The organism is Salipiger mucosus DSM 16094 (genome assembly GCF_000442255.1).
In the GTDB taxonomy this organism is placed as follows: Bacteria; Pseudomonadota; Alphaproteobacteria; order Rhodobacterales; family Rhodobacteraceae; genus Salipiger; species Salipiger mucosus.
In genome coordinates, this window is record NZ_KE557281.1 from 203,050 (window position 1) to 225,431 (window position 22,382).

Genomic DNA, 22,382 nt, shown 5'->3' on the forward strand with positions numbered 1-22,382 from the left:
CGTTCTGGCAACTCAACTGCACCAAATGCGCGACAGAGCCATTTTTGGACGCCGATAGGGGGTCACGATTGGCTGCCGATTGACACTTCGGGGAGTTTCTCGAGCACAACCGCGCCTATGAGGGCGCCGACTTCATCAAGTACGTCGACGGCAAGGAAACCCTGGTGGATGGCCACGAGAGCGGGGATTACAACGAGATCGACACCTTCATCGTCGACCCGGCCTATCTCTCGGAAACCCTCTCACCGGCGGAGGGCGGACACTACCAGGCGATCCTCGACGCCTACGCCGCGCAGGCCGACGCCGGCCAGGGCTTCCAGGAATTCCTGATGTCGAAGCTCGAAGCCTGCATGGAAGCGGGCTTCGAGCTCGAGGCCGATCCGGCACCGAAGGTCGGCTGATGCTTCGCAACCCCTGGGAAGACGAGCCGGGTAATGTGGCCCGGGCCGCCAAGGCCGTGATCCGGACGGCACGGAGCAGAATCCTGAAATCTCGGGAGGCCCTGCCCGGCCTGAGGTCGGATATCGACGATTTCCTCGAAGATCTCGCTGTCATCGAGGACTACTACGATGCGGACCCGGCGGCCTATCGGAAGAACCGCCCGCTGACCGCGGTGCATCTGCCGGCCATCGTGTCCAGCCTCGAAGGCGTCGGAGAACTTGGACAGCGCGGACTGGAAGACGGTAAGTTCTCTGAACTCCAGGATGAATTGCGTGGGTGCCTCACGGCGGCACGTCACGTCCGCAAAACGCTCGAGACAGACGCTGCACGTCCATTGGAAGCCGAAATCGAGGTGGTGAAAGACCAGCTGCCGGATGCCCGCGGGGACGGGGAAGCCGATCAACCGTCGCGCTGGGCCCAGATGGGATCCCGGGTGAGCGGCAGCATCGGCACCGCATTGAAGCCCGTTCGTGATCGGCTGCCAGATGCGCCCGATATCGGCGGGTTCTATGATCAGGTGACCCAGCGCGCCATCGGCGGAACGGAGGTCGCTCGGACCTACGCGATGGGGCTCATCGAGGAAGGCTTCGACCGCGTGAGCTCGCCGGTGGTCGCCCAGGTCAGTGCTGTGCAGAATGCCCTGGTTTCCGGGTCGGTCTCGGCCCTGGTCGCGGGCGGCATCACCGCGCTCGTCTTTCCGCCGGCTGTCCCTGTCGTCGCGGGCCTGTACTTCCTCGGGGATGGCGGTGAAAAATACGTGGCTGACCTCGAAAAGAACGGGAAGAAAGCCGAGGCCAACCGGTCGAAGCGCAGACAGGAGCGGGAACGGGAGATGCAGCGAAGCCTGGCGCGGTTCGCCGGAAAGAGCCCTGTCGTCCGCATGGAAACCCCGAACGTTCACGTGCAGATGAACCTCGAGACCAACGCCGCGTCCGGCATGATCCTGGCCGGTCACTATGCCGGCACGGCCCTGGAAGATCTTTCGGGCCGGGAGATTGCCCTGCTGTCCAGGACCGCACCGGACACGGAAACGCGGGATATCCTGCACGCCTGGGAAACGCGCTCCGCGTCCTGAGCCATCGAAGAATGCATGTCTGGAGACCAATCAGGAGACTGAAAATGCCAGCAGACCGCGAACACCATGTCGGCCAGATCATCCTATTCCAGCGGGAGGGGGACGAGTGCGGTCTCGACGAATTCGTTCACCCGGGGATGCGGGCCCGTGTCCTGTCGGTCCGGAACGACACCGACTATTTCGTGACCGAATACACGGTCGACTTCGGCGAGTTCGAGCAGGCCAACACCGCTTTCGAGACGGCATCCTTCTATGACGCCAATGGGATGCCTTCGCTGACGGCCCGCGAGGCCGGGCAATATCGAGAGCAGACCATTTTCTATGTCCAGGACGACCTGAACCTGGCGGATCTCGGCATGCAGCTCATCGACGATGATCACCCGCTCTCCATTCTGCCGCAGGCCTTTTCGAAAACCCGTGAATACGGCGAAAGCTATGTCGCCTGGCTCGAGCGCTCGCTGGTGAACCGACTCGAGCAGGAGAACTGGCCGGAATTCGATCCCGGGGGTGCATCGTCTCCCTGAGGCTGGAGGCCCGTCGGGATGGCGGCAAAATCATAGTTTTGGAAACCATGGTCGGGCAGTTTCAAGCCAGAACCTCTGAAGGATAGACCATGTACCTCGTATTTCTCGACTTCGATGGTGTTCTGGCCCACAAGCGCGTGCATCTTGCCGGGGGCGCGGGATACTCGGACCACTACAACAAGTGGTCCAAATTCGATCCGGTCGCTATCGATTTCTTCAACCGCATTCACGACACCTACCTCGATGTCCGCTTCGTCATCATGTCGAGCTGGAAGAGCACGGCCGATATCCACGACGAGTACACCGAGCACGTTTTCCAATCCATGCTGCGGAACGCGGGATTCCGCGGTGCCCTGGGCGATCCATGGAAAACGAACCCCTACAACGAGGCCGGTCTCGACCGGGATGATCGCGCGATCCAGGTCAAGGATTATCTTGTAAACAAGGCGCCTTACGCGCAGGACTTCATCCTGTTCGACGACAACAGGTTTCGGTTCAAGGAGGTGCTCGGCAAAGGTCGCCTCGTGCAGACCAGCGAAAACGATGGCCTTCTCTCGAAGCACATGCTCGACGCACTCAGCATCATGGGGCACTGGGAACATCGGTGACCTCACGGCCATCCGTGGCCACCAGAAGCGCGAAGTAGGCCTCAGTGTAGGCGTCCTGGATGCTCTCTCCGCTGGTGACCTGCCCCCTGCCGGTCCCTCATTCATAGCGAGAGTCTGCAAGTTGGATTTGGGTATTCGGCTTCATCGTCTTGCGCAAGCGCGCCGTGTCCGGCGACATGGAAAACTGACCCCCGGTATTGCCGCAACGAAGATTGCTACCGGGAAGAGCGGAGCGCAATCGCGTTGACTGAAGCCTAGCACATACGCACTGCCCTGTGAAATCCTGTGCCGCGCCGGGCGCGGCGTCAACCGTCGCGCTCCCGCAGCTCGTCGATGAACAACTCGAAGTGACGCTTCGCCAATACCGAGGCCAGCGCCGAGGAATTGTCGCTGGCCGAAATCAGCGCAAGAGTCAGCTTTGGCAGCGCGGCCGCGCGCAGAGGCAAGGCCGACAGCTCCGCGCCCGCGCTTTCGCCAGTGCCCGGGCAGACCGCCACCAGTCCGTGCCCGCTTCCCTCGCGCACCATCTGGCGCAGCAGCTCGAGGCTGTTCGAGACTATCAGCGGCGCGAGGTCCACGCCCGCCTTGGCAGCGGCGATGTCGAGCACGTCGCGCAGGTGGCTGGCCGCATCCGGCACCAGCGTCGGCCGGGAAAAGAACCGTTCGAGCGAGATGCTCTTGCGCCCATCGTCTGGCACCAGCGCCAGCACGCGGAAGGGCAGCTCGCGCAGGACGGTCACGCCTGGCAAGGGGCGCGGACTGAAGGTCAGTCCGAAATCCGCCTCGTTCTCGATCACCATCTGACGCACGCGGTCCGACTCCACCATGCGCACCGAGGTGACAATGCGCGGGTTCTCCTCCAGGAAGCCGCTCAGCGCCTGCGGCATAAATCCGGAGACCGCCTCCTGCGGCACCGCGATCCGGACCTCGCCGCGTCGCAACCCCTTGAGTTCCTCGATCTCCGAGGTCGCCGCCTGCATGTCCTTCTGCCAGCTTCGCATCCGGTAGAGCAGCAGTTCACCGGCCGAGGTCAGGCGCACGCCACGAGGATGACGCTCGAACAGCGGAACGCCGAGATCCTGCTCGGCCCGCAGCAGTTGCTTGTCTATCGCCGAGGCCGACACGTTCAGCGCCTCCGCCGCCCGGCGGATACTGCCAAGTCGCGCGATCTCCTCCATATAACTGAAAAACCTCGTGAAAAATACGCGCTGCATGCCACGCACCCCCGGGACCGTCCGCTGCCGATCAAGGCTTGCCAGAGCGTAGAGAAAAATTCAACGCCGCGTTGGATTCTTGGCGTTTGTAACACCCCCGTGACTGCCGCATCCTGCGCTGCAACGCAGCATCGCACCGACGGGAGAGACCCTTGCGCCTCATCGCGCCCGAACACTACGACGTCGAGATCGCCGGCGAGACCGAGGCTCTGCCGACGCTGCAGCTGGACGAGAACCGCGCCATCGCGCTGCTTATGGACATCGACATGGGCCTCGCCTTCGCCGACCGCGTGGGGCGCGCACTCGCCGCGCATTTCGCGCCGATGAAGCCCGACATCGTCGTGGGCTCCGCGACCCTCGGCATTCCCGTCGCGATGGAGGTCACGCGGCATCTTGGCCTCGACAAGTACCTGATCCTGCAGAAATCGCCCAAGTTCCACCTCGCGGACGCGCTGGAGGAACCCGTGCGCTCGATCACCTCGGACAAGCCGCAGCGGCTGCTGCTCGACCGCCGGCAGATCCCGCTGCTGCAGGGGCGCCGCGTGGTCGTCGTGGACGACGTCATCGCCACCGGCGCCAGCATGGCCGCCGCCATGCGGCTGGTGCGGCGCGCGGGCGCCACGATCCTCGGCGCGGGCACGATCCTGACCGAGGGCATCGCCTGGCGCGAGGCACTGGCGCAGGACACCACGCTCATCCATCGGCTGGGCCGCATTCCGCGGTTCCGCGTCGTCGACGACACGGCCCGCATCGACCCGGACAGCTGCGAGCCCGGCATGCTCTCGGACCCGCAACCGGTCTGACTTTTCACCGCGCCGATCCGGCAAGGGAGGAGGCCGGGCCGGCGCATGACCCTCAACCAAGGCCCCGGCGCAGACGCATCGAGGCGCACAAGACGGGCGAGCAACGCCCGACCCAACCGCAAACAGACAGGGACTCCTCCATGACATCCGAAACCCTTCCGCAGAACAGCGGCTCCACGCTCTTCCCGCTCGTCCTCTCCATCGTTGCCGCCGCCGCGACCGGCGTCCTGTGGGCCTATGCCAACCCGATCCAGCTGGTGCCCGGCGTGATCCAGTGGCGCATCTTCGCCTTCCTTCCGCCGCTCGTCGGCATCCTGCTGGGCTGGAAGAGCGGCTTCATCTGCGGCTACCTCGGCACCATCGTCTGGTCGCTTCTGGCCGGCACCTTCATCCCCGCCCACTCGCTGATCGTCGACGGCATCATGGTGGGGCTCACCGGCCTCGTTCCCGGCCTGATGTTCAACCCGGCCACCACGAAGTTCGACCAGGGCGCGCTGATGCGCATTGCAGCCGTCTGCCTCGTCGTCGGCCTCGTGATGGTCACCGCCGTCTCGGCCAGCCTCGCGTTCCTCGGCATCTTTCCCTTCTGGTGGGCGGTTCTCTATCTCGGCCTGTCGGACATCGTGCCCATGCTGATCGGCACCCCGCTGCTGGTCATTCCAGCGATCCGGATCCTGGCCGCGGCCCATCCGCAAGGCTTCAAGCGCTTCTGATGCTGCTTGCCGTCGACAAACTGACCTTGGGGTTCGGCGCGGCCGAACCCCTCTTGCGCGAAGTTGACCTCGCACTTGCCCCGGGCCGGCGCCTGCTGGTCTGCGGCGCGACCGGGAGCGGCAAGAGCACCCTGATGATGGCCCTCGCCGGCGTGATCCCGAAGATCTCGCATGTCGCGCAATATGACGGTTCCGTCACGCTCGAAGGCGAGAACGTTCTGCACATTCCGCAAGATGCGCTCTTCTCTCGGGTGGGCTTTGTCGCCCAGTCTGCCGAGGACCAGCTCTGGGATCTCTCGGTCGAGGACATCATCGCCTTCCCGCTGGAAAACCGCGCCACGCCCCGCGACGAGGTGCGCGCACGAGTGCGGGTCCTCATGGAGCATCTCGAACTGACCGAGCTTGCCGGGCGGCGCGTCCTGACCCTATCGGGAGGCGAGCGGCGCATGGTCGTGCTGGCCGCCGCGCTCGCCCCGCGCCCCGATCTGCTGGTGCTGGACGAGCCCACGACCGGCCTCGACCCAGCCGCCCGCGGGCGCTTGTGCGAGGCGCTCAAACAGGCGTCCGAGGATGTCTCGGGCCTCATCATCGCCGAACAGGACCCGGCGCATCTTGCCCCCGTTGCGGGCGACCTCGCATTGCTCTCGAATGGCACGCTCTCGGCGGTCCGGCCGCTGGCCCCGGCGCTCGACGATACCGCGCTATGGCGCGAGGCCGGCCTTCTGCCGCCGCGTAAGCACCGGGCACAGCGCCGCACCGTTGAGCCCGGCCGCGAGCTGCTGAGTGTCACCGGGCTGCGCACGACGCTCGCCCGCGCCTCGGGCAAGCCAGTGCTAGACGCGCTGGACCTGACGCTTCGCGCCGGCGAGGTGCTTGGCGTCATCGGCCGGAACGGCGCAGGCAAAACGACGCTGATGAAATCAGTGCTGGGCCTCACGCCCGTCTCCGCCGGTGGCATCGCGCTTGGCGGCGAGGCCGCGCAGGACTGGACGACGGCAAAGCGCGCCCGCCAGATCGCCTATGTCCCCCAGTCCATGCGGCAGATCCTGTTCCACATGACCGCCGCCGAAGAGGTCGATTTCGCCCGCTCCATGGGCCAGGGCCGCGAGGACACCGGGACCGTCCTCGCGCGCTACGGCCTCGAGGGCCAGGCGGAGACCAACCCCTTCGCGCTTTCCGCCCGCCAGCAGGGGCAGCTCGGCCTTGCCTGTGCCGAGGCCTCGGGCGCCATGATCGCCATCGTCGACGAGCCGCTGCTGGCCCGCGATCTCGAGGGCCGCGCGCTGCTCGAGACCTTCCTCGACCGGATGACCTCGCAGGGGCGCGCGGTGATGCTCATCTCGCACGACCTTGAGCTGGTCGACGACCTGGCCACCCGCCTCGTGCTCGTCGGGGACGGCGGGATCGCCTATGATGGCCCGCTCGCCGAGGGCTGGCAGAGCCCTGCCTTCGCCGCGCTCGGCTGGCCCACCCCCTACGCCCCTGCCCGGGAGAGCGCCGCATGACCCGCCTGCACGACCTCAATTTCTTCGTTAAGCTCGCGGCGGCCTTCGCCCTGATGACCGTGGCCTGGCTCGCGCCCGACTGGCGCTTCGGCTTTCCCTTCGCAGCGCTGATCCTGCTGATGCTCTGGGCCACGCGGGTGCCGAAGCTCGGCGGCTACCTCAAGGGCGCGGGATTGCTGACGCTGATGGTGATCGTCAGCTGGATGGTGAACCTCCTGCTGCAGGGCGTCTCCGCGCCAGATGCGCTGGCGCATGCCGCGAAGATGGCCGCCCGGCTCGTCGCCACCACCGCGCTCTTCTACTTCGTGATGGAAACCTCGCCGCCCGGCGCGATCCTTGCGGCCTGCTCGGCGGCGCGGCTGCCGGCGGTGGTCACGCTGGTGCTCTCGCTGCTCTTCGGGATCATCCCGATGCTGCGCGACGAGTTCGAACGCATCGCCGACGCCCAGCGCGCCCGCGGCATGGAGATCGACGACGTCAGCCTCGTCCGCAGATTGCGCTTCGCGCTGGCCCGCGGCGTTCCGCTGCTGGTGCAGGCCATCCGCACCGCCCACGCCATCAGCTTCTCGCTGAGCCTCTACGGCTTCGAGCTGTCCCGCAAGCGCACCACCTGGCGCGAGGTCGGGCTCATGGTCGAGCCGCGCATGACATGGAAGGACATGACCCGATGAAAGACCAAGCCGAACGCCAGACCTGGCGCGTGGATGTCGAGGGCTACCCGCTCGATCTGCCCATCGTCCCGATCAACGACGAACTCGCCATCTCGCTGATGATGGTCATCGACCTCGGCGTGAAATTCGGCGCGCACGTCGGCACCGAGCTGGCCCGCAAGATCGTCCCGCTCGAACCGGACATCATCGTCGGCCCCGCCACGCTGGGCATTCCCGTCGCCATCGAGGTCACCCGCGCGCTGGGGCTCGACGATTACGTCGTGCTGCAGAAGTCGCCCAAGCTGCACCTCAGCGACGCGCTGGTGCAGACCCTGACCTCGATCACCTCGAAGGGCGAGCAGCGCATACTGCTCGATCGCGCCGCCATCCCCCTGATCGAGGGCAAGCGCGTGGTGGTCGTGGACGATGTCGTGGCCTCGGGCTCCAGCCTCAAGGGCGCGCTCGAGCTGGTGCGGCAGGCCGGCGGCAACGTGGTCGGCGCTGGCGTGATCCTGACCGAGGCGCAGGACTGGCGCGAGACGCTCGGGGCGGATGTGGAGACGCTCGTCTCGCTCGGCCACATCCCCCAGTTCCAACCGGACGCCCAGGGCCGCTGGACACCGATCCCGGGCACCTGACCTGCTACCGAGGCCCCGGAAAGCGAAACGCGCGCCAACCGCAGTTGGCGCGCGTCTTCTTGTGCTGGATGTGCGGGCTCAGAGCAGGTCCATCAGCCGCGGCAGGTAGAGCACCGTCTCGGGCACGTAGGTGATCAGCATCAGCACCCCGAGCGCCGCAAGGAAGAAGGGCAGCATGTGCTTGACCTTGCGCTCGATCGGGATCCCCAGCACGATCGACCCGGTAAAGAGCGCCGTGCCGTAGGGCGGCGTGATGAGCCCGATCACCAGGTTGAAGGTCGCGAAGACCCCGAAGTGCACCGGGTCGATCCCCAGCTCGTTGGTGAGCGGCATCAGGATCGGCAGGACGAGTATCGGGTTCTCGGCGATCGCGAAGATCGTCTGCGCCACCACAGGTTTTACTTGGCAACGATGGAGATCGTCCCGGCAGAATGAGCTCAACGAATTGCGCCCCTCGCTGCGGAACGATCCCCCCTTTTCGTCAAGATCCGGTAGTCACCGCGCCAGAGCCTCGTCATTGCCGGCCCAGAACTGCCAGTGCGCCTCCATCTCGTCCATGATCGTGGCGGCCGCCTTCCTGGCAAGGAGCGGGTCAGGCTCATTGGCAACGAAGGCCTTGACCTGGAAGCCTCCGGGCGCCTCCCGGAAGTATACCCCGGCCGTGGCGCGGGGATCGAGTGGCGGCAGGGGAGACTTCGCAATGACACGGCCGTCGGTGCCGTTGGTGACATCGCTGATGATCTCGAACCCGGCCCGGCGCATGGCAAGCCGCCCTGCCCGGGCCGCGCCCCCGGGGTGATGATCCGCACCGTCGACCATGAGGTGGGTCGCGTTTTCCGAGTATTCAGCCTGCCAGTGGTCCGGATGTTGCCCGTCGAAGTTCACGTTCGAGGTTGCCGCCGGGAGGCCCGTGAAGAGGGAGGTGGCGCAGCCGCCCAGCGCGACAGATGCTGCCACCAGCAGGATAGTTGTTCGCTTCATGTCTCGTCCTTCCGTAAGTTGAAGGCACCCTACACCGTTTAAGACAAATTTTGGTAAATGATCAGATTTGGTCTTGACGATTAGCCCCACTCAATGAATACAAGCCGATCAATCCCGGCTGGGACGCTATTTGACATCAAAACAGATGCGCGCGAGCCTAGGATTGTTCCGATCATGGCCGCATGTTCCGCACCCGTGGAACAGTGATAACTGCATGTCAGGCCTGAAAATGAGGGGTTCGCCTTGTTGCTTTGGCGCAACAGGCATCCATCTTGAGGTGTTATAATTTCTTTCACGTTATGAGGTCACTTCACGGTGTGAAGATGACAAGCGAAGGCCTCCTCCAGAATGCCCGACATATCGACCGCGTTCAACGAAATCAGGGAACAGCACGCCGATGAGGGTGTGCCGGCAACCAGGGAAATCCTGCATTCTCTCAAGGAGCGTGTCGGCGTCGAGCACTTCTGCTATCTTCGTATGGGCGACCGGGACCCCGACGATGTTGGGGCCGTCCTGACCACCTACCCAGATGAATGGCACGACCGTTATGTCCGGCAGAATTACCAGCTCATCGACCCGGTCGTCCAAAAAGGACTGAAGAGCTTCCTTCCGATGGACTGGGCGCTTGCCAAGAAAGATGATCCTCTGGTGAGGCAGTTCTTCGGTGAGGCGGCTGAATTCGGGGTCTGCCCGAGCGGTCTCACGATCCCGGTTCGGGATCCTCACGGTCGACGGGCCCTGTTTTCTCTGAATTCCGGCATGAAGCAACCCGAATTCGAAGGCTTCACCCGGGAATTCATGTCCGACCTCCAATACCTTGGACACCTTGTCCACGATCACGTTTGCCGAGAAGGCGGACTGGATTTCCCTCTCAAACTCCTGACAAATCGAGAAGTCGAAGTCATGAAATGGGCTGCTCTCGGGAAAACGAGCTGGGAAACCGCGCGCATCTGCAACCTCGCACCAAATACGGTCAAATTCTACGTCAGGAACGCGACCGCCAAACTCGAGGCCTCCAACAAGGCTCACGCGGTAGCCAAGGCCGTCAAGATGGGCATCATTTCAATCTGACGGAACCCCTAAAAAAGTGAGTATGGACCGGCCTCCCCATCTCACCAATAACCCAAGCCAAGGAGGCCAAATGCTTCACTACGTCGACGACACCAACCGTAAAGAGAACCAGGATCTGCTCGACCAGATGTACGAACTGCGTGCACGGTCGTTCAAGGAACGCCTCGGTTGGCGCGTCGAGGTCATCAACGGTCGCGAGTACGACTACTTCGATGACCTGAACCCGCTCTACGTCATCGTCTCGGATGGCGCCGGCACGCTCCTGGCCTCCCTGAGGCTGCTGCCGACTCCGGGCCCGCACATGCTGGCTGATGTCTTCCCCGAGGTCATGGGCGACAAACAGCCGATCCGGAACCCCCTGGTCAGGGAAAGCTCGCGGTTTTGCGTCAATACCGACGCATCCAAGAACTATGCCCAATCGGGGATCAACACCGTGACGCGAGAACTTCTCCGTGGTCTTTTCGAGAACGCCTACGAAGTGGGGATGATGAATGTAGTTTCGGTCTACGACATCTACGTGGAGCGCATTCTCAAGCGCGCCGGTTGTACCTTCGAGCGCCTCGGTCCGGTCGTTCGCTATGATGAAGGGCTGAAGACGACCTGCGGTCTGTTCGAAGTGTCCGAGGACGTAATTGAATCGTTGACGGACGAAGTTCCTGTCCAGAAGACTGAGGCTCACGAGTAAACGGCATAGAAGACATTTGGAGCGCTCCGGGCTTGACCTGTTACCCCATGTCTCCCTAAGGAGCGCTCCAATCAATATAGACGACAGGGGATATCGCTGTGAATCAGCAGTTGCTAAGGTTTTTTGACGAGATCGAGACAATTGATACCCATGATAGAGAAAGACTGGATGCCGCTCGCTTGGGAGGCGACATCGATCCAGTTCGCTTTCTTGAGAAGATAACCCCTGAATACATCAAACAGCCAAATAATATGCCTAAGGAGCACCCGCGAGGATCTGTGATCTCACGGACGATGATCGGAAGCTATCGTCTGACCAGGGTGTTCGACACCCAGGACGTCCTCCGGGAGGCGTCGGTCTTCGCGGGAAGTTTGGCTGCGATGGGGGTGACCGAGGGTGATGTTATTGCCTATCACCGAACCAAGCCTAATTTCGCGTTCGCAATGTCGCGGGTTGCCACGGACACCGGCGCTTGCATCCTGCCGCTGAACACCGACGACAGGCCGCAGGAGAATATCCAGGCGATGCGTCATCTGGGCGCGACGGTGTGGATGTGCAGCGAGAACGAATTTCTCTCGTATCTGAAGGCGTCTCAAAGATGGCAACTGGAGTTCCCGAATTTCAAGTTGGTCATCGGACTGACACGGTTTTCCGAGCACGCGAGGGAAAGGACGCTCGAGGTTTTCGGGAAGGAAATCGAGTTCCGGATGATGCTCATGCATTCGGATTTCGGCTTTGTTGGACATCAGACAGAAGACTGTTCGCAAAACGAGTACGATCTGAACTCTGACGTCTTCTACTGTGAAATCCTGAACCAGGACGACTACGGCGTCGGAGAGCTCGTTGTCACGAACCTTCTGAGGTATGCGAATCCTGTTATAAGGGCAAGAACCGGCCTTTTGGTCACGCCGGCCGAAAATAAGCGCTCGGCGACAGACATACCTGGAAACCGGATCCGAATTATTGATCACTTGGACCGCTCAATCGAAGTTGGCTCGAACACCCTCCACATGTCTCATCTCGAAAATCTTCCCGACTTCGCGAGAAGCAAGTCCAATCGCCCGGTCATTACCATTCGCAGAACGCTGGTGAAAACGGACGAAATTGCCGTCCACTCGCCGTTCCACAAGGAACCCGAGTTTCAGGGGTTCATCAAGAACGCGATTTCTTCCGATCCAGAGCTCGCCGACATGGTATCGATTGATACTGGATGCCTCGGGTTCGAGCCCTATACCGGGATCGATGCGGCGATTGAAACCTCCACCGGTGTTGTGGATCTTCGTGAGGGTGCGCCGATCATGCTCTGACGTCAGGGCAATTGTTTTCGAAACCACGCTTCACTACTTCCTGGTTGGAATAGACAGGAAGTTTTCATGCGTACATTTCCCCTTGCCGTGTGCTCTGCAGCCGCACTCGCAACGTCCCTACAGCCACTGCAGGCCCGTTCGATCCCTGAACCCGTGATGGGTGTTGGACCTGTTCTTGAACGGACATTGGGCAGCATCGGAATCGATTCAGACAATTCAGTTTCGCCGAAGATCGGGTTCGAAAACACGTCCAGCACTGCGTCCGGCGCGATGACCTACGAAGGCTTCCGGATCGGATCCGGCAAGGAAGCTGTGCATTTCGATGCTCTTGTCGTCGAGGGGGATGAAGAAGCCGGTCCCGTCACCCTCACCGGCCAGGGCGTGTCGGCCTATGCAACGCCAAGGGACATCGAAATCGAGACGATCTCTGTCACGTTCGATCCTGACGACATGGCTGCACTGCGCGAGATTGAGCGCCAGGAAACCAACCGGGACATGTCCCGGATTGTTTGCGATGCCGTGAAGTCCGGTCTGGATTTTTCCGTGTCGAACATGGCCGCAACGCTCGACGGTGCGTCGCCTGTATCGCTCGGAGACCTCAATCTTGGTCTGGAGGCGAAAAGCATCGCTGGACGATGCGTCGACCTCGTGAAGTTTGGATTGCAAGACTTCCTCCTGGATATGGGCGAGGACAAGGTCACCATCGGTAATGCCAGCCTCGCATCGCTGCAGCTCCTGACGCCGGGAATGCTGGAACGCGAGACCGGCATTACATTTCAGAGCGACCTGAAAATCGCCGACGTGGCCGTCGACCTGTCCGATCTGCCCGCGCCCGTCACGTTGGACGTTCTCCAGTCCTCAGGGAAGTACGACGCGGACAGTGCCATTCCCCTGGCGCGGGCCGGCCTCAACGACCTGATGGCCACGCCTCCCGGTGCGCCATGGTCGCAGACATTCCAGCCCGGGCTCACGCACGCGGCTCCAGATCTGGATCCCGCCGAGGTGTGGAATGCGATCCGGCAACTGGTCGGCTCCGGATACTTCTCCATTGGAGGGCTGAAGACCGATCTGTCCGATTTCGAAGCCTTGCCGCCCTCGTCGCCCATTCGGGGTCCTCTGCAACTGGATGTCGCCAGCTCGAGCAGCATGAAGGACGGGGCGCTTAATTTCAGAATCCGGAAGGATGCCGACCCTCTCGCCACCTTGGATGCCGAACTGGAACTGCACATGGGAGCCGCGAACGACGTTCCAGACAATGTTGCACCGGATGCGGTCATGATGCGCCTTCCACTCAAGTTCGGCCGCTTCGACGTGACCTTCGATGAGCACGGGCTCGACCAGGTTCTGTCGCAGATGACCGGGCAAGGGATCGAAGACAGCGTGCTTTCCCAGCTCCCAATGCTACCCGACGACCAGAAGATCCTGATTTCCGATTGGATCGCGTCGGCCATGGGAAAGGGTAACCACGCCCACCTGGTTCTGCAGCCTGACTCCCCGCAACTCGTCCAGTCCATCGGGCCCATGCTCTTCGGTGACTGGGCCATGCTCGCCGACGTTCTCAACGCGCGCACTGTCGATTGATGACCGGTACGGCCCCGGGGACGCCTCCGGGGCCGACATTCCATGAACTCCCTCCAAGCCGCCATAATTGCAGCCATCGGCGTATTCGCCGGTCCGGTGATCTCACAGGTTGCCGTCGACAAGGTCGGAACATCTCCCGTCATGCAATCCGCTTTCGACAGGATAGATTCCACTTGCGACGCCGCAGAGGACATTCTCCGCCGATAGCTTGTTCCCTGCCTGGCCGCTTCAAAATCACTCCCGGATCGCCAAGGGAGTGCCGCCAATGTCAGACCACCAGTTCTTCTCCGACTGTGTCGGCTGGCCCAAGCCATTGGTCTCCTGTCCGGGCGGGCTCTGCGACTGCGTCGATGCCGAGGACGAGATCACTATCGAGCGGTTCATGGAAGAAGTCGACCTCGAGCACTTTATCGAGATGACCCACATGCTCGGCTACACCGGTCCAACGCCGGCATTCAACGATCCGGATCACCCCCAGCACAACCCGGATGGTCTTCCTAGCTCCATGACAGAAGACTGGCATGTCGAGTTTTGCAAATCCGAGCTGTTCGGTCGGCAAGTGTTCTATTTCAAGCACTCGGGGATCGAACACGTCTACGTTCCGAGCGGTTGGACCCCGTCCGTGGGCGACATCGACTGGACCATCGACGACGACTGCGACGCCGATGCTGAACTGCCGGGACTGGCGATCTGATTTTGGGCGACGTCTATGGTTTGAAGGCCGTCGTTTTGTCGGCCGCGATGCCCAGTTGGCACTGAAGATCGTCATCCAGAACCTCGCGCGCGACCGAGAGCCGCTCGAGCACATCCAGCTTTCCGAAGCGGTCACGGGCAATTTCCCGTCGGACCTCCGGGTCGTCCAGCATGCGTTGGACGAGGTCGTCTTCGAGAGCCGTTCTGACGGCCTCCATGTCCGCGCCCGGGACAGGACTCAGCCCGTATCGATCGTAGTTCTCCGGATCAAGCGTCAGCCCGGCCTCGTTTGCACGGTCGCAAGCGAGGCGGTGGGCAGCCTTCCGATTGGCGTACCCGCTCTCGGAATAGAACGTCGGCGAGAGCAGCGTGCTACCTTCCTCGAGAGCCGCCAGCAGCATGTGCTTACCGCATCCTCGCCCGCGGAATTCCGGGTCAACCCAGGTCATGCCGGTACCAATCCCACCTATGAAGGTTTCGAGGTCATCCGACAGAAGAACCATGTCCCAGGCGGATTCGAGGTGAAATGCACGGATTTCATCATGACCACAGGAGAACTCGAGAATCCGTCTCTGTTGCCTGTAACCGTCCTCGATGGTGTCGTGCCATCTCGCAATGCTCTGGACATCTCCCTGGCCAGGGACCGAAGGCGTGGCGGGACCCTCTCAAGTTGCCGGCGCGCCATGGAAGGAAGCTTGTCTTCGCTGAACACGGCTTGGGAACGTGTGAACTCCCTAAGAGCCTGCTCGTGTATCGGTTTCTTCGCCTGGCGGATCATGGGTCGGCCCTGATCGTTCTATCCTATGACTGGCATTCAAGAGAAAAGTACAAAGAGGGCGGGCCCTTCGGATACACTCCCCCTAGAAATTCTTTTCAAGAATAGTTGGACAAATCCTTTTTCTTCCACTAATGTCCTCTTGTCAACCAAGATGGAGAAGACCAGACATGGCAACGAAACCGATGACCAAGGCAGACCTCACGGACGCACTGGCGCAGCAGGCCGGCGTCGACAAGAAAGCCGCCACGAGCGTTCTCGACGCGCTGTCGGACGTGATTACCAAGGAAGTGGCCGAGGGCGGCGCGGTGACCATCCCCGGCGTCGGCAAGGTGCATGCCAAGCAGCGCCCGGAACGCGAGGTCCGCAATCCGGCCACCGGCAAAACGATGACCAAGGGCGCCGACCTCCAGGTGAAGGTCACCATCGCGAAGTCGCTGAAGGACGGCGTCAACGCCTGATGCCTTTGGGGTGGCGGCTTCCGGATCGTCCGTGAAGCCCCACCCGACATCAGCCACCTGAGAACAACACATCCCGACAACCGTTAATCCTCTGAAAATTTCACTCGGCTAGGCTAAGGCTGCGTTACAAGAGCAGCAAACATGGTCTTCGACGAGGCTTGGACGTCCGGTCCGGAAATCATTCGAAACGCAATCGCTCGCGTCACCGACGCCCTTCATCCGGACGAGGCCGAACTCAAGACGCTTAGCGTACTTCTGTTCATCCGGCCGGAAGCCGAGCGGGACCCGTCCTGGACCAGGGAGCAGATCAACACCTACTTCGGCCCGGGGAGCGATCACGATATGCATCCGGACGTCTGTGCACATCTTTCCAGGACGATTCAGCTGGAGATCATGCGCCTGAGGACCCGGAAAGTCGGATACTGAATTTGCGCCGGCGTTTTCCGGGCGCCACCAAGAAGAACACATCGAGGCACTCATGTTCGAGACATTCATTCCCCAGCGCCCGGAAACCAGCGCGACCTTCAAGATCACCACGGAGCTTCTCGAGGGAAGCCGTTTGACCTTGGGATATCGTCCGAGCCCCGGGAAAATGCTGGTCGAACAGGTCCTGGACGTCCCCACCCACGAGCTCTTCGCGGACCGTGAATCAGCCGCCGGCAGGGTTGTCGAACTCGCCAGAGAAAGCGTTCGCCTTGAGGTCGCGAACGCCCGGGCCCTGTTAGGAGCCGTCAGAGGGACGGCGCGCCTGTCGCGTCGCGGTAGAGAGATCCGGCGTGACGTCGAGCGATCCATCCAGACCCTCGAAACCCTTCTTTCCGACATCCAGAGCCTGCCGCTCCGGGACATTCCCTATTCTGACCTTCCGGGAATCCAGGCGTTCCGAGGCCGTGCCCTGCTGGTCGGAGAGACAATCTCGGTAATCCGGCGCCCGTTGCAGGAAGACACGCCGCGCATCGAGACATTCGTTGTTCGCGAGCAGGAATACGTGCGCGGCGACATCCTCTACTACCTATGTGTCTCAACGGAAGATCCGGAGGATCGGTTCCGCATCAGCTCGGACTACCTCAATGATGACGGCCGCATCTATCTGCCCGGAAGCAGGGCCGACAACATGCTGGCCTTCTGGGATCTGGAAACCGCCCAGCGCGTTCTCGACGAGCTGACGCCGAAACCCAAGCCCCGCACCGCGCTCGTTCCTTTCCAGGAACCGGAAAGGCGGGTCTGCCCGATGGCCGGTTGAGGTCGAGACACCCGCTCAGAGGGCAAGCGGATCCGTCGTTCCGCTATCTTCTAGTTCCCAGATCGCACTCCAGCTGTCCGCGCCCCGCTCGAGCCTGAGATAGTTGCGCTCGGCCACGTAGCGCGATGACTGTCCGGGCAGGCAATGGATCTGGATCGGATGTCCTTCTAAGGGCGCGTCTCCAAGCCAGGCCAGGGCACCGAGAATGTTGGCCCAGGCTTTGGGTGGCGCACGGTGCGCGATCCCGGAAGCCACCAGCTGATGCATGTGCAGACCGTCCCCGAGATCCATGGTTCCGCGTGTGGCGAGGTGGATTTCCCCCGAAATCACGGTGAGATCGTGGCCATCCCGAATGGCCATGGTTCGCACGAGTTGCAGCATGCGCCGCCATTCCGCGCGATGTGCCCGGCTTTGCCACTGGTCGCGAAGATCGTCTTCGTACTTCTGCATTCGCGGTACCGCGACCATCAAGGCCTCGAGGATCGATAGCCGCGGACCCAGCAAGGGAACGCTGGACATGAGGAAGGTCTGCCCGGGCATGGGATCCTTGGCTTCCTCCTCGAGCATCGTCCAGCCACCCGGGCCCATGATGGCGCGACGGCTTCGCTCGGAGCGGAGATCGGGCGCGATGATGCGCAGCGCGGCTGTCCGGACCGTCCAGCCCAGATGGAGGCCGTCCGGATCGACGAAGCGACCGGGAAGATCGTCATCCGTCGTTGCCTGCTGAAAAATCAGGAAGCTCTCGCGCGCGACCGAAAACAGAGTCTGGCCAACGCCGGAATGCGTTTTCGACGCGGGTAGCGATCCCCATCCATCGCAGATGTCGTGGTCATCCCATTGCATCAGAGACGGCACTCGCGCTGCGATCCACGCGAATTCCGGCGATGCATAGAGAGATGCGTACCGTTCGTAGAAGCCCTCTCTTAGATGGTCCCGAAGAGACGCCAGATCGGCCTGCGACGGATCCGGTGGAACGTCATCGGGCCAGTCCCGGCTCAGGGTGTGTCCATGAGTGACCTCGTCGGCATAGACCTGGTCGCCGCCGTGTAGCAGAAGCGCGAATGCCTGGTGCTGGTGATCCGACTTGAGCCGGCTCCACATGGCGTTCCTCTCGGAGCCTTCGCGGTCCAGATCACCAATCTCTTCGCCATTGCATGACACATAGCCGATGCGAATGGCGTCGGAGAAATCGCAACAGACCGGGTAGTGCTTCCCGTTCCAGTCGTACCCTGACTGGCTGCCAACGGGCAGTCTGAACCGAGCCCGCCAGACGGTCGCAGTCCTGAATTCCGACAAAGGTTCAACGGGAACAGATACACCCTCTGCCGTCACATTCGGTACAGGCACCCCCACGGGCGCAATGAAAAGCGCCGCGATCTCCACGGTGGTGTCCGTGAGATTGTCCAGGAAGAGGACCGGGCCTGTGATGTTCTGCGAGTTTGCGTCCATGCGCAGAGAAATAGGCAGTTCGCGGTCTCCTGCCAAATGCGTCGGGTGACGATGGCGTGTGCCGGCCTCAGAACTGGATTTCCCAGGTCAGGCAGCCGGCCGTCGTGGCGACCGCGTCCATTACGTCGACATTGCCGTGGCCCATGCTGTCGTAGATCTCCTTACCCACGCCGAGAGCCGCTGCGGCCCCGCAGGAGGCCAGCCTGCTTCCGCTCTCGTGCTTGACCACGCCACTCCCCACGACCCCGGCCGCGAAATGCATTTGTTTGTCCTTGGCGCATCCTGACATGGCCAGCACGATGGGAAGCAGGGCTGCGATCCTGAGGGCGGACGTCTTCATAAAAATCTCCGGTGTCGGCAGAAACCGAGATACCGGCAAGTTCCTAAAGATCCGTTCATTGGGCACGCTGGCGGCATCCGCGCCCGTGGCAGACATATTTCGGTTTCGTCCGGGTTTCGATTTTCGGAGTTTTACCGGCTGAAAACCACCGCGGCGGCCTGAGCGCAAACGTCCTTCCCTAGAGAGGAAGGACAATGCAAAAAACAATTCTGACGGCGCTCCTGAGCACGAGCCTTATCGCGACAGCCATTCCAGCAAGTTCCGAAGGGGTCTTTCTGAATTCGCTGCTGGACAACTACGAATTCCACGACAACGATCCTGATTTCTGGACGCACCAGGGGCAACGCGCCCAGACCATCGTCGAAAACGCCAAATACCTAGGTGTGACCGCAGCCGAGAAACTCCACTACAAGCTGGGCCTGGACGAGAAAGGACCCAAGGCCCGGGCCGGCTACGCGGCCATCGCCAGTCTCCTCGAGTTCCAGTTCCAGACGGCGAACGCGATCTTCTTCGGGCACGAGTACGCGCACTTCCAGACCCGGGACTATTTCGGTTTTCCGGATCACTATTTCTACAATACGGAGACCGCGGAAGAGGTGGACGGCCTTGATCTCTACGTCAAGCTCCTGTTCGGCAGCAACCCGGCCACCGCAATGAACGTCGGCGCCTACAATGGCAAGGATCCCGGGAAGACGATCCTGACGAAGTCGGCCGGGTTGAACTGGCAGATGAACTACTCCGAGGAATGGGTCCGCCGCGGCCTCCGGTCGGGCGGAAACCGGTTCTTCGCGTCGGCCGGCTACCTGAACAACCGCGCGAAGATGTTCGGATACGCGATGAGCGACGAGGACGGTGATCCGGGCAACCTGGTCGGTGATGTCGAGTTCATCTCTCATCATTTCCAGAACAATCTCGGGATCGACACGAGCATCAGCGATATCCGGATGTACAGCGGCCTGTCACTGCTGGCCTCTCCCACCACCTGGAGCGTTGTGCAGGGCTTCTCGGACTATGCCATGACCGGTGACCTGAAAATGAAGGATCCCTTCTTCGAAGCGGGCCCTGTGCCCTTCACCTGGGACATCCCATCCTATCTGAATGCCGAGAACATGACCCTGGCGCCGACAGCCTACTTCGACATCGACGGCTATGTCGTGGGGGCCGGCATCGAAACCCCGGTCATCGGCGAGGGTGATGACGAGTATACGCTCTCCATCGGCAAGAATTGGGACTCCTTCTTCGTGGAGGCCGAGCACACCTTCGCTCCAGATGGCGGCCACACCGAGATCGAGGCCGGGTACGACTTCAACGACCATTTCGGGGTCGAAGTTCGTCACATGACCAGCTCCGGGCAAAGCTACCGCGGGGATCGCAACAACCTCTACGGCGAAGACGTGACCTTTGCCGGGATCAACGTTCGGTTCTGACCGCCGAACCGGAACGTCCTGAAATCTGAACCACCCAGCCTTCACCAGATTTCACGACGTTCCGGTTCGGCCTCGAGCGTCAGGCCCCTTTCCGGTCTATCCAGGCCATGATGATATCCACGGTGTAGCGCTGCTCCTCCGCACTCATCAGTCTCCCGGTGGGGATCCCGTGCCATTTCTCCAGGCATGACCTGCAGCAAGTCGCCGTAGCATGCTGTGCGATGAACGCCGGGTGCCCACGCATCGGCGTCTGCTTCCCGTCGTTCTTCGGCACCGCGGGCGCCAGGCGCTGGGCAACGAAGTCCGCGGCATGCGAGCGGATCGTCGCCCTGCCCTTCGAGACCAGGTAGTCGGCCTCCTTCGGTCCCAGCTTGAAGCGGGACCGGAAAGAAGATCTTGCAAGGCGGTCGAACACATCGTCGGTCATGCGGCCATACTACTGAATGACCTGGACACTGCCAAGATGCGCACATCGCAACCTATTATTTATGAATTGTTGGCATCTGCGCTTTGCCACGTCATTCTATTGGCAGACACAAAGAATAGCAGAATGATGCGCTACATTGTCAAAGCCGAATTGACCGTCGAGTTGCCGGGCTGAGCAGGAGGGATAACAAAAAAGATGCCGATCAAATACGATCAGACCCTCTACTCGCGCCTGAACGCGGAAACCCAGACGGAAGTGGATCGTGTCAACGCGGAAGCAAATCGCCTGATGCCGTCAGACGTCTGGGAAGGGGCGATTGGGGACTGCAAACTACGCTGCGCCAGAAGATGGATTTCCTGGAGCGCAGGAAGAAAGAAAACCTGCCCGCTTGAGGTCAGGAAAGCCATCAACCCCGGCGAAGGCTACGATGTCGTCGCGACCAGCAAATCCGATCTTCTCCCGGATGCGATCTCCAACCCGGACATCAGTGCGCTGCGGACTGAAGTCGAGAAGACACTGGACGCCGCTCTCGCACTGCGCGACCAGGACAACTGGACCGATGGACTCGCTATCGCCGTCACGGTGACCGACGACGGGGGCTATGCTGGCGGGCCCGACTACGGCCGCGATAAGGGCGGCGTCGAATTGTCTATCAGGCGGGCGGCTATCCGTGTGCAGGCACGGACCCTGCGCAGCAATTCCGGAGAGATCTCCGTCCTGTCCCGAGGCCGGACGGAACCGCTGAAAGAACGCCCGGGCGATCCCGTCGTCCCGTTGGTAGACGGCGAAAAGCTACCGATCCGCCTGGACGCGGATGTCGCACGCACCGTCCTCGATGACACCGAGGAGAACCACGCAAAGCTCGACTGCGTCAGTGAGCTTGTCGCACGCTTCTCCAAGCAGCTTCAGGCACGCTTCAATCCCGACGAGATGCACGCACACGGCATCCCCGACGTCGAAGACGTCCTCGAGATCATGGATCGGGCTGCCGCCGAATTGAAGGATACGTCGTCTTTCGGGATGACGTGAGATGACACCAGAAGAGGTCGAACGAGAGCACGCAGCATTGGATTGGGTCGAGGCGCACCAAGAAGGGATCTGGGACGACCTCCTCCACCGGCTCCAATCCCGGTTGTTCCCGATCTCGCCCGACGTGCTCGACCTCTTCGTCGGTGGCTACCTCGATCAGGCGTTGTCCACCGTGCACATCGAGAAAAAGACCGACGATCTCGGCTTCAATGTCTCGTCGTACCCGAAAGAGACAGACAATCCATGACCTTTTTCAAGGTACCAGACGGTTTCGGATTTTCTCAACGAGCCATGTGGTGGAACCCGAGCGACCTATATTTCTGGACATGGGCTCTCGGCAAGAACCTTCGATGACGACCTGTTCAAGGAAGGTCACAGCATCATTTGCCGGCTCGCCAAACACGTCCTCCTCGACAATGCCGAAGATATCCTGAAATTTCAGGGCGCCGATCCTGAGACCTGTCAACTCGACCCAAAACTGTGGACCGAGATCTTCATGGACGACATGAGCGACGTCATTTGTGACGAATGTCTTGAAATGGACTTTGTCAGTCAAATTGAGAAGATGTCGTTCAGAGAACTGGCAAGAGTGCTTCGACCCGATATCCTGCGTCAGCTCGCGGCCACGTCGGAAAACGAACCCAACCTTGACCACGAAGACGAACCTTCCAAACCAACCCCTTAGCCGGGCTCATCGTCACCCAGCGACTGATGTCTTTTGCAATTTTTAACTTCACGCGCA

The 22,382-nt window shown here is 61.5% G+C and carries 28 protein-coding genes; 21 read left to right on the top strand and 7 right to left on the bottom strand.

From position 1 onward, the window contains the following. Positions 1-164 precede the first annotated feature (164 nt). From SALMUC_RS21185 to SALMUC_RS21200, 4 genes are all read left to right on the top strand, one after another. Complete coding sequence (locus SALMUC_RS21185) at positions 165-401, top strand: hypothetical protein (protein ID WP_020041808.1); 237 nt, start codon at positions 165-167, stop codon at positions 399-401. Continuing rightward, positions 401-1,516, top strand: a complete 1,116-nt coding sequence (locus SALMUC_RS21190) for a hypothetical protein (RefSeq protein WP_020041807.1) — start codon at positions 401-403, stop codon at positions 1,514-1,516. Before SALMUC_RS21185 ends, SALMUC_RS21190 begins: the two co-directional genes overlap by 1 nt. A gap of 44 nt (positions 1,517-1,560) precedes the next feature. Further along, entirely contained in the window at positions 1,561-2,040 is a 480-nt protein-coding gene (locus SALMUC_RS21195; RefSeq protein WP_020041806.1) for a hypothetical protein, read from the top strand. A gap of 89 nt (positions 2,041-2,129) precedes the next feature. Next, on the top strand, positions 2,130-2,648 hold the full coding sequence (locus tag SALMUC_RS21200; protein ID WP_020041805.1) for an HAD domain-containing protein: 519 nt from the start codon (positions 2,130-2,132) through the stop codon (positions 2,646-2,648). Positions 2,649-2,953: 305 nt separating this feature from the next. On the opposite strand, the gene SALMUC_RS21205 is transcribed toward SALMUC_RS21200, so the two are convergent. Further along, entirely contained in the window at positions 2,954-3,826 is an 873-nt protein-coding gene (locus SALMUC_RS21205; RefSeq protein WP_020041804.1) for a LysR family transcriptional regulator, read from the bottom strand. A gap of 188 nt (positions 3,827-4,014) precedes the next feature. Here SALMUC_RS21205 and SALMUC_RS21210 point away from each other — a divergent pair, with 188 nt between their 5' ends. The 5 genes from SALMUC_RS21210 to SALMUC_RS21230 all read left to right on the top strand — a co-directional run bounded on the left by SALMUC_RS21210 (position 4,015) and on the right by SALMUC_RS21230 (position 8,171). Then, positions 4,015-4,665, top strand: coding sequence for a phosphoribosyltransferase family protein (locus tag SALMUC_RS21210; protein ID WP_020041803.1), 651 nt, complete (start codon positions 4,015-4,017; stop codon positions 4,663-4,665). 140 nt (positions 4,666-4,805) lie between these two features. Beyond that, entirely contained in the window at positions 4,806-5,378 is a 573-nt protein-coding gene (locus tag SALMUC_RS21215; protein ID WP_020041802.1) for an aminotriazole resistance protein, read from the top strand. Next, positions 5,378-6,883, top strand: a complete 1,506-nt coding sequence (locus SALMUC_RS21220; RefSeq protein WP_020041801.1) for an ABC transporter ATP-binding protein — start codon at positions 5,378-5,380, stop codon at positions 6,881-6,883. The genes SALMUC_RS21215 and SALMUC_RS21220 overlap by 1 nt, the downstream gene beginning before the upstream one ends. Then, the gene (locus SALMUC_RS21225; RefSeq protein ID WP_020041800.1) at positions 6,880-7,554 is read left to right on the top strand and encodes an energy-coupling factor transporter transmembrane component T family protein; all 675 of its coding nucleotides are present in this window, start codon (positions 6,880-6,882) and stop codon (positions 7,552-7,554) included. The genes SALMUC_RS21220 and SALMUC_RS21225 overlap by 4 nt, the downstream gene beginning before the upstream one ends. After that, on the top strand, positions 7,551-8,171 hold the full coding sequence (locus SALMUC_RS21230; RefSeq protein WP_020041799.1) for a phosphoribosyltransferase family protein: 621 nt from the start codon (positions 7,551-7,553) through the stop codon (positions 8,169-8,171). Before SALMUC_RS21225 ends, SALMUC_RS21230 begins: the two co-directional genes overlap by 4 nt. 78 nt (positions 8,172-8,249) lie before the next feature. Here SALMUC_RS21230 and SALMUC_RS21235 read toward each other — a convergent pair whose 3' ends face one another. Further along, entirely contained in the window at positions 8,250-8,561 is a 312-nt protein-coding gene (locus SALMUC_RS21235) for a TRAP transporter large permease subunit (protein ID WP_156883593.1), read from the bottom strand. Between the two features lie 105 nt (positions 8,562-8,666). Further along, on the bottom strand, positions 8,667-9,152 hold the full coding sequence (locus SALMUC_RS21240) for a hypothetical protein (RefSeq protein ID WP_020041797.1): 486 nt from the start codon (positions 9,150-9,152) through the stop codon (positions 8,667-8,669). A 348-nt stretch (positions 9,153-9,500) separates the two neighbouring features. On the opposite strand from SALMUC_RS21240, the gene SALMUC_RS28445 reads away from it, so the two are divergent. The 5 genes from SALMUC_RS28445 to SALMUC_RS21265 all read left to right on the top strand — a co-directional run bounded on the left by SALMUC_RS28445 (position 9,501) and on the right by SALMUC_RS21265 (position 14,490). Next, the gene (locus tag SALMUC_RS28445; RefSeq protein ID WP_020041796.1) at positions 9,501-10,223 is read left to right on the top strand and encodes a helix-turn-helix transcriptional regulator; all 723 of its coding nucleotides are present in this window, start codon (positions 9,501-9,503) and stop codon (positions 10,221-10,223) included. A 70-nt stretch (positions 10,224-10,293) separates the two neighbouring features. Next, on the top strand, positions 10,294-10,908 hold the full coding sequence (locus tag SALMUC_RS21250; RefSeq protein ID WP_020041795.1) for an acyl-homoserine-lactone synthase: 615 nt from the start codon (positions 10,294-10,296) through the stop codon (positions 10,906-10,908). Between the two features lie 98 nt (positions 10,909-11,006). Continuing rightward, positions 11,007-12,215, top strand: a complete 1,209-nt coding sequence (locus SALMUC_RS21255; RefSeq protein ID WP_156883595.1) for a phenylacetate--CoA ligase family protein — start codon at positions 11,007-11,009, stop codon at positions 12,213-12,215. 66 nt (positions 12,216-12,281) lie between these two features. Then, positions 12,282-13,796 carry a hypothetical protein gene (locus SALMUC_RS21260; protein WP_156883596.1) on the top strand — a complete coding sequence of 505 codons (1,515 nt, stop codon included), beginning with the start codon at positions 12,282-12,284 and terminating at the stop codon, positions 13,794-13,796. 265 nt (positions 13,797-14,061) lie between these two features. Then, positions 14,062-14,490 carry a hypothetical protein gene (locus SALMUC_RS21265; protein WP_020041792.1) on the top strand — a complete coding sequence of 143 codons (429 nt, stop codon included), beginning with the start codon at positions 14,062-14,064 and terminating at the stop codon, positions 14,488-14,490. Positions 14,491-14,503: 13 nt separating this feature from the next. On the opposite strand, the gene SALMUC_RS21270 is transcribed toward SALMUC_RS21265, so the two are convergent. Then, complete coding sequence (locus SALMUC_RS21270; RefSeq protein ID WP_156883597.1) at positions 14,504-14,938, bottom strand: GNAT family protein; 435 nt, start codon at positions 14,936-14,938, stop codon at positions 14,504-14,506. A gap of 496 nt (positions 14,939-15,434) precedes the next feature. On the opposite strand from SALMUC_RS21270, the gene SALMUC_RS21275 reads away from it, so the two are divergent. From SALMUC_RS21275 to SALMUC_RS21285, 3 genes are all read left to right on the top strand, one after another. Next, positions 15,435-15,725, top strand: a complete 291-nt coding sequence (locus SALMUC_RS21275) for an HU family DNA-binding protein (protein ID WP_021120773.1) — start codon at positions 15,435-15,437, stop codon at positions 15,723-15,725. A 141-nt stretch (positions 15,726-15,866) separates the two neighbouring features. Continuing rightward, positions 15,867-16,151, top strand: coding sequence for a hypothetical protein (locus tag SALMUC_RS21280; RefSeq protein WP_020041789.1), 285 nt, complete (start codon positions 15,867-15,869; stop codon positions 16,149-16,151). A gap of 52 nt (positions 16,152-16,203) precedes the next feature. Further along, positions 16,204-16,968 carry a hypothetical protein gene (locus SALMUC_RS21285; protein WP_020041788.1) on the top strand — a complete coding sequence of 255 codons (765 nt, stop codon included), beginning with the start codon at positions 16,204-16,206 and terminating at the stop codon, positions 16,966-16,968. Between the two features lie 15 nt (positions 16,969-16,983). Here the strand turns inward: SALMUC_RS21285 and SALMUC_RS21290 are convergent, their stop codons facing one another. Then, positions 16,984-18,417: an alkaline phosphatase D family protein gene (locus tag SALMUC_RS21290; protein ID WP_020041787.1), complete on the bottom strand. Its 1,434-nt coding sequence runs from the start codon at positions 18,415-18,417 to the stop codon at positions 16,984-16,986. A 67-nt stretch (positions 18,418-18,484) separates the two neighbouring features. Continuing rightward, positions 18,485-18,757, bottom strand: coding sequence for a hypothetical protein (locus tag SALMUC_RS21295; RefSeq protein ID WP_020041786.1), 273 nt, complete (start codon positions 18,755-18,757; stop codon positions 18,485-18,487). A gap of 194 nt (positions 18,758-18,951) precedes the next feature. On the opposite strand from SALMUC_RS21295, the gene SALMUC_RS21300 reads away from it, so the two are divergent. Further along, positions 18,952-20,184: a hypothetical protein gene (locus SALMUC_RS21300; protein ID WP_020041785.1), complete on the top strand. Its 1,233-nt coding sequence runs from the start codon at positions 18,952-18,954 to the stop codon at positions 20,182-20,184. A gap of 79 nt (positions 20,185-20,263) precedes the next feature. On the opposite strand, the gene SALMUC_RS21305 is transcribed toward SALMUC_RS21300, so the two are convergent. Beyond that, positions 20,264-20,611 carry a DUF4186 domain-containing protein gene (locus SALMUC_RS21305; protein WP_020041784.1) on the bottom strand — a complete coding sequence of 116 codons (348 nt, stop codon included), beginning with the start codon at positions 20,609-20,611 and terminating at the stop codon, positions 20,264-20,266. Positions 20,612-20,806: 195 nt separating this feature from the next. Here SALMUC_RS21305 and SALMUC_RS21310 point away from each other — a divergent pair, with 195 nt between their 5' ends. The 3 genes from SALMUC_RS21310 (at position 20,807) to SALMUC_RS30105 (ending at position 22,325) form a co-directional block, all read left to right on the top strand. After that, positions 20,807-21,640 (top strand): hypothetical protein, encoded by an 834-nt coding sequence (locus SALMUC_RS21310; RefSeq protein WP_020041783.1) that lies wholly within the window; start codon positions 20,807-20,809, stop codon positions 21,638-21,640. Between the two features lies 1 nt (position 21,641). Then, positions 21,642-21,887, top strand: coding sequence for a hypothetical protein (locus tag SALMUC_RS21315; RefSeq protein ID WP_020041782.1), 246 nt, complete (start codon positions 21,642-21,644; stop codon positions 21,885-21,887). 249 nt (positions 21,888-22,136) lie between these two features. Further along, the gene (locus SALMUC_RS30105; RefSeq protein WP_020041781.1) at positions 22,137-22,325 is read left to right on the top strand and encodes a hypothetical protein; all 189 of its coding nucleotides are present in this window, start codon (positions 22,137-22,139) and stop codon (positions 22,323-22,325) included. The last annotated feature ends 57 nt before the right edge of the window (positions 22,326-22,382 follow it).

Bases quoted from the DNA above. Each gene is read 5' to 3' on its own strand.
- SALMUC_RS30105 (WP_020041781.1), top strand. From the start codon at position 22,137: ATGGACGACATGAGCGACGTCATTTGTGACGAATGTCTTGAAATGGAC.
- SALMUC_RS21230 (WP_020041799.1), top strand. From the start codon at position 7,551: ATGAAAGACCAAGCCGAACGCCAGACCTGGCGCGTGGATGTCGAGGGC.
- SALMUC_RS21225 (WP_020041800.1), top strand. From the start codon at position 6,880: ATGACCCGCCTGCACGACCTCAATTTCTTCGTTAAGCTCGCGGCGGCC.
- SALMUC_RS21260 (WP_156883596.1), top strand. From the start codon at position 12,282: ATGCGTACATTTCCCCTTGCCGTGTGCTCTGCAGCCGCACTCGCAACG.
- SALMUC_RS21205 (WP_020041804.1), bottom strand. From the start codon at position 3,826: ATGGAGGAGATCGCGCGACTTGGCAGTATCCGCCGGGCGGCGGAGGCG.
- SALMUC_RS21240 (WP_020041797.1), bottom strand. From the start codon at position 9,152: ATGAAGCGAACAACTATCCTGCTGGTGGCAGCATCTGTCGCGCTGGGC.
- SALMUC_RS21305 (WP_020041784.1), bottom strand. From the start codon at position 20,611: ATGACCGACGATGTGTTCGACCGCCTTGCAAGATCTTCTTTCCGGTCC.
- SALMUC_RS21295 (WP_020041786.1), bottom strand. From the start codon at position 18,757: ATGAAGACGTCCGCCCTCAGGATCGCAGCCCTGCTTCCCATCGTGCTG.
- SALMUC_RS21300 (WP_020041785.1), top strand. From the start codon at position 18,952: ATGCAAAAAACAATTCTGACGGCGCTCCTGAGCACGAGCCTTATCGCG.
- SALMUC_RS21285 (WP_020041788.1), top strand. From the start codon at position 16,204: ATGTTCGAGACATTCATTCCCCAGCGCCCGGAAACCAGCGCGACCTTC.
- SALMUC_RS21200 (WP_020041805.1), top strand. From the start codon at position 2,130: ATGTACCTCGTATTTCTCGACTTCGATGGTGTTCTGGCCCACAAGCGC.
- SALMUC_RS21315 (WP_020041782.1), top strand. From the start codon at position 21,642: ATGACACCAGAAGAGGTCGAACGAGAGCACGCAGCATTGGATTGGGTC.
- SALMUC_RS28445 (WP_020041796.1), top strand. From the start codon at position 9,501: ATGCCCGACATATCGACCGCGTTCAACGAAATCAGGGAACAGCACGCC.
- SALMUC_RS21265 (WP_020041792.1), top strand. From the start codon at position 14,062: ATGTCAGACCACCAGTTCTTCTCCGACTGTGTCGGCTGGCCCAAGCCA.
- SALMUC_RS21290 (WP_020041787.1), bottom strand. From the start codon at position 18,417: ATGGACGCAAACTCGCAGAACATCACAGGCCCGGTCCTCTTCCTGGAC.
- SALMUC_RS21280 (WP_020041789.1), top strand. From the start codon at position 15,867: ATGGTCTTCGACGAGGCTTGGACGTCCGGTCCGGAAATCATTCGAAAC.
- SALMUC_RS21190 (WP_020041807.1), top strand. From the start codon at position 401: ATGCTTCGCAACCCCTGGGAAGACGAGCCGGGTAATGTGGCCCGGGCC.
- SALMUC_RS21220 (WP_020041801.1), top strand. From the start codon at position 5,378: ATGCTGCTTGCCGTCGACAAACTGACCTTGGGGTTCGGCGCGGCCGAA.
- SALMUC_RS21270 (WP_156883597.1), bottom strand. From the start codon at position 14,938: ATGACCTGGGTTGACCCGGAATTCCGCGGGCGAGGATGCGGTAAGCAC.
- SALMUC_RS21215 (WP_020041802.1), top strand. From the start codon at position 4,806: ATGACATCCGAAACCCTTCCGCAGAACAGCGGCTCCACGCTCTTCCCG.
- SALMUC_RS21250 (WP_020041795.1), top strand. From the start codon at position 10,294: ATGCTTCACTACGTCGACGACACCAACCGTAAAGAGAACCAGGATCTG.
- SALMUC_RS21310 (WP_020041783.1), top strand. From the start codon at position 20,807: ATGCCGATCAAATACGATCAGACCCTCTACTCGCGCCTGAACGCGGAA.
- SALMUC_RS21195 (WP_020041806.1), top strand. From the start codon at position 1,561: ATGCCAGCAGACCGCGAACACCATGTCGGCCAGATCATCCTATTCCAG.
- SALMUC_RS21275 (WP_021120773.1), top strand. From the start codon at position 15,435: ATGGCAACGAAACCGATGACCAAGGCAGACCTCACGGACGCACTGGCG.